Origin of the sequence: Piscibacillus salipiscarius JCM 13188 (genome assembly GCF_001311865.1) — a bacterium.
In the GTDB taxonomy this organism is placed as follows: Bacteria; Bacillota; Bacilli; order Bacillales; family Alkalibacillaceae; genus Piscibacillus; species Piscibacillus salipiscarius.
On record NZ_BBCD01000021.1, the window covers coordinates 36,161 to 50,717 of the forward strand.

The 14,557-nt window shown below is 38.7% G+C and carries 14 protein-coding genes and 4 pseudogenes; 5 read left to right on the top strand and 13 right to left on the bottom strand.

Translation table 11 applies throughout. The features are described from left to right. Positions 1–247 precede the first annotated feature (247 nt). The 4 genes and pseudogenes from JCM13188_RS13415 to JCM13188_RS13425 form a co-directional block, all read right to left on the bottom strand. A complete protein-coding gene (locus JCM13188_RS13415) occupies positions 248–910 on the bottom strand; it encodes a hypothetical protein (RefSeq protein WP_054754581.1) in 663 nt (220 codons plus the stop codon). Continuing rightward, on the bottom strand, positions 880–1,284 hold the full coding sequence (locus tag JCM13188_RS19350) for a nuclease-related domain-containing protein (RefSeq protein WP_279401855.1): 405 nt from the start codon (positions 1,282–1,284) through the stop codon (positions 880–882). Before JCM13188_RS19350 ends, JCM13188_RS13415 begins: the two co-directional genes overlap by 31 nt. Before the next feature lie 116 nt (positions 1,285–1,400). Next, positions 1,401–3,070: pseudogene (argS, locus tag JCM13188_RS13420) on the bottom strand (arginine--tRNA ligase). Next, on the bottom strand, positions 3,071–3,511 hold the full coding sequence (locus JCM13188_RS13425) for a YwiB family protein (protein WP_054754582.1): 441 nt from the start codon (positions 3,509–3,511) through the stop codon (positions 3,071–3,073). It lies immediately after the preceding pseudogene. Between the two features lie 197 nt (positions 3,512–3,708). On the opposite strand from JCM13188_RS13425, the gene JCM13188_RS13430 reads away from it, so the two are divergent. From JCM13188_RS13430 to JCM13188_RS13440, 3 genes and pseudogenes are all read left to right on the top strand, one after another. Next, positions 3,709–3,924, top strand: a complete 216-nt coding sequence (locus tag JCM13188_RS13430) for a hypothetical protein (RefSeq protein ID WP_054754583.1) — start codon at positions 3,709–3,711, stop codon at positions 3,922–3,924. Further along, positions 3,921–4,318, top strand: a pseudogene (locus tag JCM13188_RS13435) (transglycosylase domain-containing protein); the annotation flags it as partial. The gene JCM13188_RS13430 and the pseudogene JCM13188_RS13435, both read left to right, overlap by 4 nt. Positions 4,319–4,372: 54 nt before the next feature. Next, entirely contained in the window at positions 4,373–5,650 is a 1,278-nt protein-coding gene (locus JCM13188_RS13440; protein WP_054754585.1) for a transglycosylase domain-containing protein, read from the top strand. Between the two features lie 145 nt (positions 5,651–5,795). Here JCM13188_RS13440 and JCM13188_RS13445 read toward each other — a convergent pair whose 3' ends face one another. Next, a complete protein-coding gene (locus JCM13188_RS13445) occupies positions 5,796–6,317 on the bottom strand; it encodes a YwhD family protein (protein WP_054754586.1) in 522 nt (173 codons plus the stop codon). A 187-nt stretch (positions 6,318–6,504) separates the two neighbouring features. On the opposite strand from JCM13188_RS13445, the gene JCM13188_RS13450 reads away from it, so the two are divergent. Both JCM13188_RS13450 and JCM13188_RS13455 read left to right on the top strand, forming a co-directional pair. Continuing rightward, positions 6,505–7,446 carry a BMP family lipoprotein gene (locus JCM13188_RS13450; RefSeq protein WP_054754587.1) on the top strand — a complete coding sequence of 314 codons (942 nt, stop codon included), beginning with the start codon at positions 6,505–6,507 and terminating at the stop codon, positions 7,444–7,446. Further along, a complete protein-coding gene (locus JCM13188_RS13455) occupies positions 7,443–9,098 on the top strand; it encodes a methyl-accepting chemotaxis protein (RefSeq protein WP_054754588.1) in 1,656 nt (551 codons plus the stop codon). Before JCM13188_RS13450 ends, JCM13188_RS13455 begins: the two co-directional genes overlap by 4 nt. Positions 9,099–9,146: 48 nt before the next feature. Here JCM13188_RS13455 and JCM13188_RS19355 read toward each other — a convergent pair whose 3' ends face one another. From JCM13188_RS19355 to JCM13188_RS13485, 8 genes and pseudogenes are all read right to left on the bottom strand, one after another. Next, on the bottom strand, positions 9,147–9,686 hold the full coding sequence (locus tag JCM13188_RS19355; protein WP_279401857.1) for an acetyl-CoA hydrolase/transferase C-terminal domain-containing protein: 540 nt from the start codon (positions 9,684–9,686) through the stop codon (positions 9,147–9,149). After that, positions 9,676–10,428, bottom strand: a complete 753-nt coding sequence (locus JCM13188_RS19360; RefSeq protein ID WP_279401858.1) for a hypothetical protein — start codon at positions 10,426–10,428, stop codon at positions 9,676–9,678. The genes JCM13188_RS19355 and JCM13188_RS19360 overlap by 11 nt, the downstream gene beginning before the upstream one ends. A 254-nt stretch (positions 10,429–10,682) precedes the next feature. Continuing rightward, positions 10,683–11,053: pseudogene (locus JCM13188_RS13465) on the bottom strand (DUF423 domain-containing protein). Between the two features lie 16 nt (positions 11,054–11,069). After that, positions 11,070–11,327 (bottom strand): annotated as a pseudogene (locus tag JCM13188_RS13470) (DUF5327 family protein); the annotation flags it as partial. A 253-nt stretch (positions 11,328–11,580) separates the two neighbouring features. Continuing rightward, on the bottom strand, positions 11,581–12,777 hold the full coding sequence (locus JCM13188_RS13475; RefSeq protein ID WP_369405041.1) for a sodium-dependent transporter: 1,197 nt from the start codon (positions 12,775–12,777) through the stop codon (positions 11,581–11,583). A 183-nt stretch (positions 12,778–12,960) separates the two neighbouring features. Next, positions 12,961–13,089, bottom strand: a complete 129-nt coding sequence (locus tag JCM13188_RS19365) for a hypothetical protein (RefSeq protein WP_279401859.1) — start codon at positions 13,087–13,089, stop codon at positions 12,961–12,963. 180 nt (positions 13,090–13,269) lie between these two features. Continuing rightward, on the bottom strand, positions 13,270–14,106 hold the full coding sequence (locus JCM13188_RS13480) for a tetratricopeptide repeat protein (protein WP_279401860.1): 837 nt from the start codon (positions 14,104–14,106) through the stop codon (positions 13,270–13,272). After that, positions 14,093–14,521, bottom strand: a complete 429-nt coding sequence (locus JCM13188_RS13485; protein WP_279401861.1) for a helix-turn-helix domain-containing protein — start codon at positions 14,519–14,521, stop codon at positions 14,093–14,095. Before JCM13188_RS13485 ends, JCM13188_RS13480 begins: the two co-directional genes overlap by 14 nt. Between the last annotated feature and the right edge of the window lie 36 nt (positions 14,522–14,557).

The following is a 14,557-nucleotide window of genomic DNA, read 5'->3' on the forward strand; positions in this document are numbered from 1 at the left end:
CTATTTATTCTATCTTGCAACGAAAAATCATAATAGAAAGGGTAAAACCCGTCTGAGGATGGGTTTTGACAACTTGATTACAGTTAATTCTGCTCTCGCTAGTTTGGTTTACGGCCTGTTTTTCTGGTTATACGGCCCGTTTTCGAATTTTAACGGCCTCTTTTTGAAAATTATCGGCCCCTTTTTTAATTTTTACGGCCTCTTTTTAAAAAATTACGGCCCGTTTTTTAATTTTTACGGCCTCTTTTTAAAAAATTAAGGCCCGTTTTCTGAATTTATCGGCCTGTTTCCATCTCACAAATTCATCAAAATCTTCATCGTAGTTAAAATTAAGTTTATAGATTGCTGTTCTTTTATCTCCTACCCTATTAAAGCCAGATCTTCTAAGTTGCTTTTTGGCCGTACTCTCAGACCCCACCCCAGTCCACCACCTAAACTGTCGATTGGTAATTTGATCTCCAAAAAGCAAGAAAAATTCCTTCAATGCACCAACATAGGCATCAGCTGAGCGCATTCCACAGGCCGAACATTCAAACCTTAATCGCTCCCATTTCATTGGGAGGGTTCGGCAGCTTGGGCAGCGCACGCCTCGCCTGATTTCTCCTGGCCCGATGCCTAATCTTTGAAAGACGTTTGGTTTCCAGGGTTTGTGCTGACTCGCGACGTAGCTTGCTAGCCGCCGGGTTTCAGCGAGCGTTAGGTGTTCGTGTGTATAATGTTGATTGATCTCTCTTAGCTTGGAAGCAAGTTTACTTAGGGGAATGACTTTTTCTTGGTATAGAGAATTCGGTGTGGCATCTAAAATGACTCGGGGATTCGTCATGACGACAAGGGTTTCAATCGGGAGGACAGGCATCCCTTGTGTTTCTAGCCATAATTCTAGTTGCAGCTTTTGTTCCTCAACTTGCAAAACTGGATCGTCATAACGTTCGTCACCATTTGACCGTTGACATCCTTTTGTTGAATAATCTGGTTGAATCCGTCTCTTAATGAAATGTGGCCCGTATAGTCTTTTGCCTCGATGATTAAATCATATCTTGGTGTCCAAAGGTTGGTGTCCATCTGGAAATTTAAATGGTTGACTTCAAGCCTGGTGTGGTGAGTCACGAAATGAGGAAATTGGATTTTCCTAAATGGATAGTCGAGGGCGCGCTCTCCGAAGTATCCGGAGCGTTCTTGATACAAAGTTTTTTCGTACTTATTAAAACTTGAATGTTGGGGCGGCACCCTTCCTTCAAGTACCTCTAGTTGTAGGTGGAATGGTGAGTGGGAATGGTTTTTCAAGATCAAACGCATCAGTCCTTTCATAATTTATATTTTAAAATTATTTCCATAAAATCAATATAAAAAAAGCATCGACCTCCCCGCCGCAACAAGTTCGGTCAATGCTTCCATCTTATTTACATCTTCTCTGGTGCTTCTACACCAATTAGTTTTAATGCGTCTTGAATAACGACACGTACAGCTTTCATAAGAGCAATACGAGCTTGCGTTAATTCTTGCGCATCTAAATCAATTACTTTCTCAGCGTTATAAAAGCTGTGAAGATCTGACGCTAAGTCGAACACATACTGCGGAATGCGGTGTGGCATTCGTTTTTCGGCAGCATCAGCAATCACCTGAGGATAATCGCCAAGTCGTTTTAATAGCGCGGTCTCTTTCTCCGCCGTGAGAAGTGACGTGTCTGCATTTGCCTCAACATTAACACCTTTTTCTTTAGCTTGACGAAGCATGCTGCAGATACGCGCATGCGCATACTGAACATAATATACTGGGTTTTCGTTTGACTGAGATTTCGCAAGGTCCATGTCGAAATCTAAATGAGCATCATTTGAACGCATGATAAAGAAGTAACGTGTCGCATCGAGGCCAACTTCTTCAATTAGCTCCTTCATCGTTACTGCCTTACCTGTACGCTTACTCATTTTGACTTTTTCACCATTTTCAAACAGGTTCACCATTTGGGTAATTTTAATGTCTAAAACCTCTTTTGGATAACCTAATGCTTGAATCGCGGCGTGCATTCTTGCGACATATCCATGGTGGTCGGCGCCCCAAATGTTAATGAGCTCATCAAAACCACGCTCGATTTTATTTAAGTGGTACGCAATATCTGGCGTTAAATACGTGTAAGAACCGTCTTGCTTAACAAGTACGCGGTCTTTGTCATCGCCAAACTCCGTTGATTTAAGCCAAGTTGCACCGTCTGCTTCATAGACATAGCCTTTACCTCGAAGCTTTTGAACAGCACCTGCTACTAAATCTTGATCATACAATGATGTTTCAGAAAACCATGAATCAAATGGTACGCGATATTCTTTTAAATCTTCTTCAATTCGATTTAATAAGTGTTTAAGGCCATACTGACGGAACTCAGCTAAACGTTCTTTTTCATCTAATTTCGTAAATTCATCACCGTGGTCATCAACTAAAGACTGCGCTAGTGCAACAATATCTTTTCCGTGATAGCCATCTTCAGGCATGTCCATCTCCTGGCCAAGTGCTTGGTAATAACGCGCGTTAATAGAACGTGCTAAATTATCAATTTGATTACCCGCATCATTAATATAATATTCGCGTTCGATGTCAAAGCCTGCTTTTTCCATCACATTAGCTAATGCATCACCAAAAGCAGCACCTCTAGCATGTCCTAAGTGAAGCGTTCCGGTTGGATTGGCGGAAACAAACTCAATTTGAACTCGCTTGCTTTCACCTGCGTTCGTCTTTCCGTATTCGCTACCTTGTTCTAGCACGGTATCCACGACCTCAGTTAGTGATGATTGATCAATAAAAAGTTAATAAAACCTGGTCCAGCAATGTCAACCTGTTTGACAGATGCTTTTTCACTATCTAAATGTTGAACGATCTCTTCGGCGATTTGACGTGGTGCTTTTTTTGCAATACGTGCAAGTTGCATCGCCATGTTCGTAGCATAGTCCCCGTGCGCCGAATCCTTTGGTGTTTCCAAAACGACATCGGGCATTTCATCCTTTGAAGCTAAGCCCGCTTCTAATACGGCAGATTCAATTCCTTGTTTTAATGTCTCTTCGATTTGACCTACGATATTCATCTAGGCAACCTCCTCTTGAAAGTGTAACTCAAATGTATGACGCCTCGGTTCTTGTTCATTCAGTACAACATCATAGTTTAAATAGATTCGGCCAGAACGATTCCCAATCCCTTTGACAAACTGCATATGATGTGTGGTTGTTTCCATTCGAAACTTCCCAAACGGATGGTGATAAACACACTCTGTACTTGACCCTATTCTAAACACTTGATGCATTTGCAAGGATCCTTCTCGTTTAATTGACACGCGATCGTCCTGAACGACAATCGTTGTTGCGACATTCCCTAAGTCTTCCATTTCTTCTTCGTATTGAATCATGTGAATATGCCCTTTACGTGCATAAGTTCCATGTTCCGTTCTCGTAATGTTTTCATTACCATGTTCCTCATCGACAATTTCAGTATCTATTTTTATATGAATTGGAATTTTTTCACTAGACAAAAGAATCTTCCTTTCTCCCTAATCCAACAAACTCACGATTTAATACCTCATCTATTGTGCCACAAATTTTACTTGAAAGAAATTATACCAATTATTATATCTAACAAAACACTATATTAGAAGAGTTCTACGTTTAAATTCATGCCAATTTTTACATACTAGTAAAAGCAACTAGCCTTACGACAGGAGACGTGCTTATGATTAGAAAAATACTTACATGGAGCATATTCGCATTAATCTTTGCTGTTTCAACTGGAGCAGTGATTCTTGTGTATTCTATTTTTCAAGGTCCACCTGAAATTAAACTAGATGAAAATACGGTTTTATATGATCAAGATGGCCAAGTTCTCTCCGTTGAACACGGCGTCCAAACCGGTTTTGGGTGGAGCTCGATGATGTGTCTCCTTACGTGATTGACGCTTTTATAGCCGCAGAGGATGAGCATTTTTATAAACACATCGGCTTTGATTTCAAGCGAATTTTTAGCGCGATCTATCATAACGTTTTAGCGATGGAAAAGCGGCAAGGCGCAAGTACCATCACGCAGCAATACGCTAGAAACGTCTTTTTAACAAACCAAAAGACATGGGAACGTAAAATTAACGAAGCCTTAATTGCTTTAAGGCTTGAAATTTTTCAAGATAAAGATGACATACTAGAAGGTTATTTAAATACTATTTATTTGGTCATGGACAGTACGGGATTCAGGCAGCTAGTCAATATTATTTTGACAAAGAGGCAAGTGACCTTACGTTAGAAGAGTCAGCGTTACTTGCCGCAATTCCAAAAGGGCCTTCTGTCTATTCGCCACTTACATCCTTAGAAAATGCAACCGAACGTCAGCATTGGATCTTGGAACGCATGCATGAAACAGGGAAAATTACTGAAACAACGATGACGAGAGCGAAACAAGAAGAATTAAATTTTGTTGCAGCAGCATCCGAACAAGAACCTGAAGTTGGTAAGTACTTTCAGGATTATGCAATGGATCAAGCATCTAACATATTAGGAATTGACCGCCAAGCCATCGACACTCAAGGTTATCAAATATATACGACGATTAATCAAGATGCTCAAAAGAAACTAGAGGATACGATTAAACAAGAATTGCCTGAAGACTCCGAAGAACTACAAATCGGAGCCGTTACTATTGATCCTCGTTCAAGTAAAATAGTAGCCATGCAAGGCGGAAGGGATTTCGACCAGACGCCATATAATCGCGTCACTCAAGCAGAACGTATGACAGGTTCGACATTTAAAGCCTTTTTATATTACGCAGCGCTCGTTTATGGGTTTACACCTTCAACACTTGTTGAGAGCCGTGAGACAACATTTACATTAGAAAACGATGAAACATATACGCCAGGTAATGCAGGTGATTTCGCAAACAGACCCGTCACGCTCGCGCAGGCGCTTGCCGTGTCTGATAATATATATGCGATTAAAACAGCCATGGAGATAGGACCTGAGAACATCGTTGAAGCCGCACGTGCATTTGGAATTGAAGCAGACTTAAAAGCCGTCCCGTCTATCGCAATTGGTACAGGATACCTCTCACCACTCGAGATGACAAAAGCGTACAGTGTTTTGGCAAATCAAGGCTGGTCGGTAAAACCCTATGTCATTGAAAAAATCGTTGACCGAGACGGTAATATCGTTTACCAGCACCAAGCCGAGACACCAAAGCGATTGTTAGAGGAGAATCATGCATTCGTTCTTACGCACATGCTGACAGGAATGTTTAATGACAAATTTACAGACTACATGAGAGCAACGGGTGCCAATGTTGCTCCTATTATTCAAGGCCATCAATATGCCGGGAAATCAGGAAGTACCGATTTTGATAGTTGGATGATTGGTTTTACGCCTGAGTACACCACAGCAGTTTGGACAGGATACGATGATCACCGTGAAATGACTAAAGTTCAAGACTTTAGAGTGTCTAAACAGGTGTGGGCTAAATATATGAGCCAGCTTCATGCTGGTTTACCAACACAAACCTTCAATGTTCCAACAGGTGTTGTAGGGCTGAAGGTCGATCCGATCTCTGGTAAATTAGAAGGTCCAGCATGTGAAGACAGATCTGTTATGATGTACTACATTAAAGGGACTCAACCAAAAGAAGTATGTAGTGAGTAAAAAATAAAAGGGGCTAGCCATTAGTGGCCAGCCCCTTTTATTTGTCCTAATAAACATGTGCTATAAAACCCATGTTTATCTATATTTTACAAAGGATTTATAAAACTTACAATGTAAAAGATTAATGTTCACAATTCATTCAAAATTAAACGAACGCTTGTTTTAATTCATCCGCTGCATTTTTCCAATAATCTTCGTTAAATTCTTTTAAGAAATCGCCTAATAATGTTTTCGAATGATCATCCATTTGATCAACGACAATACGACCTTTTAGTGATTTATCCATTCGATTGACATGCTCGGCTAAAATTTTATACCCACGGCGCGCTTCACGGTCGACTTCTAAATAGCTTGCTGCCACACCATGATAATAAGGTCCTTCCTCACCGCGTTCAACTGTGACCCATACAATCCAATAAGGCTTACCATTTGGAACCTCTTCTTTTTCCGTTACGAACTTAATCCGTTTCTCAACTTCACTTCTTGCGTGCATCGCTCCCATATCTACCCAAACCTTATCTTCGTTCGGGTCGACAACCAGTGGTGACATATTCTCTAAACTAATAGCCCCACCGCCACTATATCCAGGGTGACCATCAATCGGGTCATCTTTCATAATCGTAAACTGATTACTTTTCTTTTCATTTTTATCATCAAACGAATTCATGAGAGAAACCTCCTCCAAACTCAATCTAAATCTATTTTGCCATAAAGCGAGCTGTTTATAAAGCCATGACGTTTTCTATAATTTTTGAATAAAACTCCTATTCAGTCTTTTATTCAAGTGTTAAAAGTTGTCATTTTATGTCGATATAATAATTTATCGCAACAAGAAAGAAGTTAGGAGTGAAGATATGAAACAATTTTTAGTCATTGTACTTATTGGTATAGCCATCGTTATGTCAGGGTGCAGTGAAGACAATAGTCAGAAGACTGATAAGGAGATTAGTGCTGGGCTCGTCGTCACAGAAAGTGGTCTAGGAGATGACTCGTTTAGTGACTCTGCCTTTCAAGGATTAGAGCAAGCAAGAGATGAGTTGGGGGTCACGTTTGATTACCGCGAACCTTTTGAAGGTGATTTTGTTGCTCAGATGGAAGAGCTCATAACCCAGGATCATGACGTTATTATGGGGCTCAGTTATAACGCACAGGCTGCAATGGAACAATTAGCCGAAGAGTATCCAGAACAGCAATTTGTTTTAATTGATGCCGTATCTGATAAAGATAACGTGACCTCAATTACCTTCAAAGAGGATGAAGGAAGTTATTTAATTGGACTCATCGCTGGTATGAGAACTAAATCCAATGTCGTTGGATTTATTGGCGGGGAACGAATTGAGGTTGTGAAGAAGTTTGAGCGCGGGTTTAAAGAAGGCGTTCAAGCTGTCAATAAAGATGCTGAAGTGCTGGTAGAATATGCAGAAACATTCGACGATGATGCACTTGGGGCTAAATTGACAAGAGAAATGGTCAATAAAGATGCTGATTATGTCTTTCACGCAGCAGGTTTTACTGGCGTTGGAACTTTAAAAGAAGCCGAAAAACAAGGAATCTATGCCTTTGGGGTTGATAGTGATCAGTACTTTGTAGCAGAAGATGCAGTCGTTACATCGATGATGAAAAATGTAAATATTGCGTTATACGATATTATGAAAAGACTAGTTAATGACGAACAATTAACTGGAGAACATATTGAATTAGGTATTGAAGAAAACGGCGTTGGACTAGCGCCAATTCGCTTGATTGAACTGACTCAGTCACAGCAACAACGAATTGATCAGGAGGTGAACCAATGAGTATTAGCAAACGATTATATACGATGACTTTGATCCCTCTTTTACTAAGTCTTGTATTAATTTCTTATATTGTATTCCAGATGCTAAGTTTTGAAAGTTCTTCAAATGAAGATGTTGAGTATTTGCTAGAAGTAAAGGAACTTAACAGTCAATTAATTTCGGTTGAACAAACGCTTGATACATATAGTTACAACCCTTCTGAAGCGTCAAGACAAAAGGCTTTATCTCAAGTTGAAACAACCAAAGAATCTATCTCAAACATAAAGCCGATGATTCAAACAGATGAACAGAAATCATGGTTTAATCAAGCATTAAACAAATTTAACGACTGGGAACAGGTTACCGTTAATGCACTTGAATCCGAGGACTTAAATGAAGTTCAAAGACAGTCGTCTAGAACGGCCGGCATTTTAAATGATATTTATATGCTTCAGCGTGAAGCTCAAGCTTGGTACGATGCAAAAATTAGTGCTCAACAAAACGCGATTCAAAATCTTATTATTTTTGCTGTAATTGCAGCTGTTATTTTAATTGGTTTATCAGTTTTAGCTACTTACAGGTTAACATCACGCATTGCCAAACCAATTAGAAACTTATCAAATCAAGCAACTCAAGTTGCAGAAGGTGATCTCACTATAGAGATTGATGCACCTGATGAGGCAAAAGATGAAGTGGATCAGTTAAAACAAGCCTTTAAAGCGATGATTTATAACTTAACATCTACACTTCAATCCGTTCAAAAAATCGGTAATAATGTAAATGACTTTAGTAACAAGCTAAATCATGAGATGGAAGGATTGTCTGAATCTACTGGGCAAGTTTCGAGTTCAACAGATGAACTTGCCGAGGGAAGCCAGTCTATTTCAAATGATATCCAAGATGTTGCCGGATTAATTGAAAGAATGAACCATCAGTTTGAGCGAAATACGACTGAGAGCCAGCACGCATCTGATCAGTCAACGCAAGCTCTTTCGTCAGTTAAAAATGGACAAACTGCCATTCAAGATCAGCGCACTGTTATGGATCAACACAATCACTCTATTCAAAATGTTGAACAATCCGTTAGTAATTTTATTCAGTACACAGAAGAAATTGAAAGTACAATTAAAATTGTGAATGACATCTCAGAACAAACCAATTTACTAGCCTTAAATGCAGCCATTGAAGCCGCACGGGCTGGTGAGCACGGGAAAGGGTTCGCAGTTGTTGCAGATGAAGTTAGAAAACTAGCCGAACAATCGACTAGTGCAACAAGCGAAATATCCTCCATGGTCGATCAAATTAAGTCGGGCGTATCGATTATTGAGCAAGAAATGAACGAAACAGTACAATTAACACAAAAACAACATGAGTCTCTCAATGATTCAGAGGAGTCCTTTAAAGATATCAGGGAACATGTTGACTCTATCTATCAACGATTAACAGATCTAGCTCATGATATGAAAGAGTCCAAAGAACAAAGTTTGCAAGTAACCTCTTCTATTCAAAACATTAGTGCCATTACGGAACAAACTGCAGCTGGTACTGAGGAAATTTCAGCTTCTGCTGAAGAACAGCAACATGCCTTCGAGCAGTTAAAGCATGAAGCTAATCAGCTGAAGAGCATGATTAACGAGCTTAATCAGCAGTTAACTAAGTTTAAAATTGAATAGTATTTATATAAAGAAGGACCGAGCAGCTGCTCGGTCCTTTTATGCCTATTATAAATAACCTAATTTTGTTGCTTCATGGGTTAACTCTTCTCTAAACTTTGGATGAGCAATCTCAATTAAAGCTTTTGTTCGTTCGCGGATCGTTTTACCTCTAAGTCTTGCAATTCCATATTCCGTTACAATATAATCAACATCATTCTTATGCGTCGAAATTGGTGTATTTGGTTTTAACGTCGGAATTATTTTTGAGACTTCATCATTTTTAGCTGTCGAATGTAAACATATAATTGCTCTTCCGTTTTCATTTAGACGTGCTGCAGTCTGGAAATCAGACTGACCTCCGGTTGATGAAAAATAGAGGTCTCCTACTTTCTCAGAGTTAACTTGTCCCATAAAGTCAACCTCGACCCCAGCATTAACTGTTACTAAATCATTAATATCTTTTAGTAGACAAGCATTGTTCGTCTGACTGACCGGCATCATATAAATGTCTTCATTTTCGTGCATGAAATCATATAAGGCTTGTGAGCCAAAAGCAAACGTAGCTGTCATTTTACCCTTTTTAAACGGATTATTTTCATTGGTCACTGCACCACTTTTTATAAAGCTCAATAATTTTCTCTGGGATCATTTCCGTATGAACACTCAAATTACGATAATCTTTTAAGTTATCAATGATGGCATTCGGGATTGAACCATAACCAATCTGAAGCGTATCACCGTTTTTAATAAGACTCGCCACGTGATCTCCAATTATTTGATCTTTCTCAGAAAGTTTGGATTCTGGCGCCTCAGGTAATGGTTGATGATGTTCGATTAATGCCGTCACTTCTGAAATGTGAATTTGATTATCACCAAAAGTCCTTGGCATATACTTATTCACTTCTAATAGGATGGTATCTGCCTCTTTAACCATAGAGATAATATGATCTGCGTTTGTTCCCATTGAAAAATAGCCATTTTCGTCCATCGGGGATACAGTAGCCAGCACGACTGGTTTTCTAGCCTCTTGCTTTAGCAGGTTCGGAACATCCGAAAAGTGGTTGGGAAGTAAATCAATTCTTCCTTCTTTAAACGCTTGACGCTCTGATGCGCCCATAAACATACTAATGACTTTTAATCGATCTGGATCAACATCGATGACTTCACGTGGGGTGAACATCATGTAATAGCGGTTATTATTTAGGCCATCATAGTTTTCAAGTTGTTTGATTAAAGCATCTGGTTCCCCGCAAAGAATAGGTGTCATTAAATCCGTCTCAGGCTGAATATATTGAACCGCTTCTTCTGCAGTTTTAAGTTTTTCATTATATAACGCTTGATGATTCATTGTGCTTCCTCCTCTATGTTGTCTGGACTAGTATTATTGAAACACTTTTTTGGTGACAAATCTAGTTATGTTTATTGTTAATTTCGCCCCCTAATTTTAATTGACGTCCCTATTGACATTCAGGTACTCCCAATTTAGGTTGGACATGTTTCTATTGACGTTAGGAGCTCGCCTAACGACATTCAGAGTTTTCACACCCTCACGGCGAGTTGGATCCAAAAACCAATATAAAAAGAGGCTGAATCATCAGCCTCTTAACCTACTACTTTCATAATGCTTATTCCGAGTAATACCCATCCAACGAGAAATGCCACGCCACCAATTGGGGTGATCATAGCAAATGTTTTAATACCGCTTAATGAGTAAATGTAAAGACTACCTGAGAATAAAATGATTCCAAGTAAAAAATGTCCACCCTGCTGATGCTAACATCGAATGTCGAAGCGTAACATCATCATGCCTGCGATGAAAATGGCTAGTGTGTGGAACATTTGATATTGTACTGCTTTCTCCCAGGTACTCATCATTTTTCACTTAGCTTACTTTCTAAACCATGAGCGCCGAATGCTCCAAGCGCTACTGCGAGAAATCCGTTTATGACTCCGATGAGTAATAGTGCTTTCATGTTCTATCCCCTTTTGCTAGAAATCGAAAATCGATTCACCGTTCGCATCATCTTCATCCAACAAACTACGTTCTGGTTGTTTTGTATTCTTTTGAATCCCCATCATTTTCGCCTCAGCATCTGTCATGTCTGGCGCGTGTTTTGCCGTAATCACTTTAGATACTTCAGGTTTTTCCTCGATATCTTCATATGAATTAATCACGACATCAGCTAATGATTTCACTGCATGCATTTTTGCAATGACATGCTCATGAGGAGTCTCTTCATCAAGTTGATTGAGTTCTTTTTTTTAATTGACGGATAATCGCATGATAAGATACGGTCATCTCTGTTTCCTCCTAGATTATACTCACCATTAGTATAACACGGTCCTCTTAATTACGCAGTGTATCCGAATACATTGGCAATGACCAGCGCAATCATAACAATTGGAACGAGATATTTCACAATACCGTACCAAATATTAAACATGACTGGATTTTCAATTTCACTATTTCGTTTCGCTTGTTCACGGTCTAAGTACCATCCTACAAAATCGCCATTAACACGGCTCCAAATGGTAATACGAAGTTTGCCGTAAAGAAGTCAACCATACCTAAGATGTTTTGGTCGCCAATTGTTACGCCACTCCAAATTCCAAAACCTAATGAAGAAGCGATCCCTATCACGAAAATAATCGTCGTACACAGATAAGTAGCTGCTTTACGTGACATACCTACCGTACGTTTGAAGAATGATACTGGTAACTCTAATAACGAAATCGCTGACGATAATGCTGCTAACGATAATAAAACGAAAAATACAATCGCAACGATATTTCCTAATGGCATACTTGCAAAAATGCTTGGTAATGTAATAAATACTAACGGCGGACCAGAACTTACCTCTAAGCCAAAGCTAAATACAGCTGGGAAGATCATAATACCAGCAATCACGGCAAAAACGGTATCCATGACCCCAACCCCAATCGCCGCTCCAGGTAGTTTATCTTTTGATTTTAGATAACTCGCATACGTCAACATGCCTGATACACCTATACTAAGTGAGAAGAACGCTTGACCAAGCGCTGTTAAATATAGCTTAGGATTATTTAATTGTGACCAATCAGGTGTGAATAAGAACTGCAAGCCTTCTAATGCTCCATCTAGTGTTAGTACGTATCCTGCCATAAAAATCATTAAAATCGCTAGAATTGGCATGAGTAACGCATTAGCTTTTTCAATACCACCTTTGACGCCGCGCACAACGATAAATAATGTTAATCCTAAGAATAGTGCCTGCCAAAACAGCGGCATTAACGGATTCGTAATCCAATCATTAAACACTTGCCCAAATCCGCCGTCTGGTTCTGTCCAATATGAACCTGTTAAATATTTATATAAATAGAATAAAGACCATCCTGCAACCACACTATAGAAGCTTAATATTAAAATACCGCCAATGACTCCCATAAATCCAGTCCAGTGCCATTTCGTGTTTGGTGCTAGGTTCTTAAAGGAACCAACAGCGTCTTTCTGACCCGCTTTACCAATACTAAATTCATTTAATAATAAAGGTATACCTATTAAGAAAACGAAAGCTAGATAGACTATTAAAAATGTCGCTCCTCCTAGCTCACCTGTTATATATGGGAAACGCCAAATATTACCTAACCCCACAGCTGAACCCATTGCGGCTAGCATAAACCCTAGCCTGGTTTTCCATTGATCCTGATTTTGATTCAAGCTGACTCACCTGCCTACTTTTTATTTTTTAACTATAGCACATGTTAACGCTATCAACAAAGTAAAATTTTAACGTATTAACGCACAACTCTAATAAAAACATATTTGCATAATAAGAAACAAAAAACTCGCTAAAAAGCGAGTTTGAAACTAAGTCACACCGCAACATGCAGCGCACCTATTTTATTTCTTTACATGTACTTCACCTTTGTGTTTTTTCCATACCCAATTCACGAAATCTTTCTCTTTTGGGCAAAGACCTCTTCCAAGTCTAGTTTCAAACTTGTCAACAAATCCATTATACTTCAGCATTACTTGCTCCTCCCCATATCTATCAAAAATAGATCCCCACTAACTATTCTATGTCGTGATGACATATGTATACCCTGCTGAAGAATACAACCAATTTTATTATAACCATAAAGTAATTTATTTGTGAAGGGTATTTTTTGAAAATTTTAAATTTTTCATTGCGAAAAGGTTACTTTTTATCTATATTGTATTCCAAAATCGTCGGCGCTGTTCATCAGCTACCATTAATACTTCAGCCGCACGCTTATATTTTTTCATATTATAAAGCGTATAACCGAGTAATTGATAGTAATACCTTAAGTCAAATGCCTGTCCAGTTACTTTAAAAAAAGGAAGAGCACTTTTATTTAGAAAATCTACCAGATCTTCTGATTTCTTTTCAATCACGAGTTTAAGCGATTTAAATTTAATCAAATAGTAGTTTAATTGATGTGCTTGTGCTAACGTTCGTCCTGTCTCTATTAACTCTAATGCTTCATCAAATCGATCAGTAATATAATAGGTATGAGCTAGCAAGTATCTCGAATGCATTAATTCCGTTTCATTGACATCCGTTTCTAAATTTTCTTTTAGCAACTGAATTGCCTCACCGTAGTTGTTCTGCATAGCGTTGATTAAACTTAAATGAAAGTTAATTTTAACTTTAGAATGTTTCTCAAACTTATGGTCTATAAGTGATTCAATTCGCTCTAGTTGCTCTTTAGCTTGCTGATATTCATTTACAAACGTATAATTGGAAGCTAATATAATCTCACATTCTATTATTCTAGAATAGTATAACTTCTCCTGAAATATTCGAAGAGCTCGTCTCGCATACTGATTGGAAGTTAGCACATTTTCTAAATGACTATTAGCAACCGCAATTAAAACGTATAATTCGGGGTCTTCTTGATCCGGTAGTAAACGCTCAGCCTTATGAAGATGGCTTTTCGCATCAAAAAACAAACACTTATTAATTAAGTAGTCACCAATAAACTTATGAAAACTATACGGAGCCGTTTCTTCAAAAAATCTCATCATAATTCATAATTGTTTCATATAACTGATCCGCCTCAGATAGTCGCTTCATTAATAACATATAACCAAACCTTGCTAATAAACATAAGAAGTCCAAATCATAATGAAGAAGGTCATGCCTCTTATTAACAAGTTTAGCCTCCAGCTCTTGCGCTGTTGGAATGTCATACTCATGAATCGCTGTTATAAGCTGTTCAGCCATTTGGTAGTGCTCTTGATCAATTGGAGCGACTAATTTTTCTTCTGGTATGTTGAGTCTATTAGCGATTTCGACTAGTAGTTCTTCATTTACTTGAACTTGTCCATTTTCAATCTTGCTTAACTGGGTCATTGAGCAGATGCCTTCAGCCAGTTGCTCTTGCGTGATCTTTTGCTTGTTACGATGCCATTTAATTAATTTCCCGACTAACTTCATTACCATACCAGCTTTCTAATTCTATATAATATTGAG

What these genes read in the sequence shown, in the direction of transcription:
- JCM13188_RS13440 (WP_054754585.1), top strand. Translation starts at nt 4,373, where the DNA reads ATGCATGAAACAGGGAAAATTACTGAAACAACGATGACGAGAGCGAAA.
- JCM13188_RS13485 (WP_279401861.1), bottom strand. Translation starts at nt 14,521, where the DNA reads ATGAAGTTAGTCGGGAAATTAATTAAATGGCATCGTAACAAGCAAAAG.
- JCM13188_RS19360 (WP_279401858.1), bottom strand. Translation starts at nt 10,428, where the DNA reads ATGAATCATCAAGCGTTATATAATGAAAAACTTAAAACTGCAGAAGAA.
- JCM13188_RS13445 (WP_054754586.1), bottom strand. Translation starts at nt 6,317, where the DNA reads ATGAATTCGTTTGATGATAAAAATGAAAAGAAAAGTAATCAGTTTACG.
- JCM13188_RS13455 (WP_054754588.1), top strand. Translation starts at nt 7,443, where the DNA reads ATGAGTATTAGCAAACGATTATATACGATGACTTTGATCCCTCTTTTA.
- JCM13188_RS13430 (WP_054754583.1), top strand. Translation starts at nt 3,709, where the DNA reads ATGATTAGAAAAATACTTACATGGAGCATATTCGCATTAATCTTTGCT.
- JCM13188_RS13480 (WP_279401860.1), bottom strand. Translation starts at nt 14,106, where the DNA reads ATGAGATTTTTTGAAGAAACGGCTCCGTATAGTTTTCATAAGTTTATT.
- JCM13188_RS19365 (WP_279401859.1), bottom strand. Translation starts at nt 13,089, where the DNA reads ATGCTGAAGTATAATGGATTTGTTGACAAGTTTGAAACTAGACTTGGA.
- JCM13188_RS13450 (WP_054754587.1), top strand. Translation starts at nt 6,505, where the DNA reads ATGAAACAATTTTTAGTCATTGTACTTATTGGTATAGCCATCGTTATG.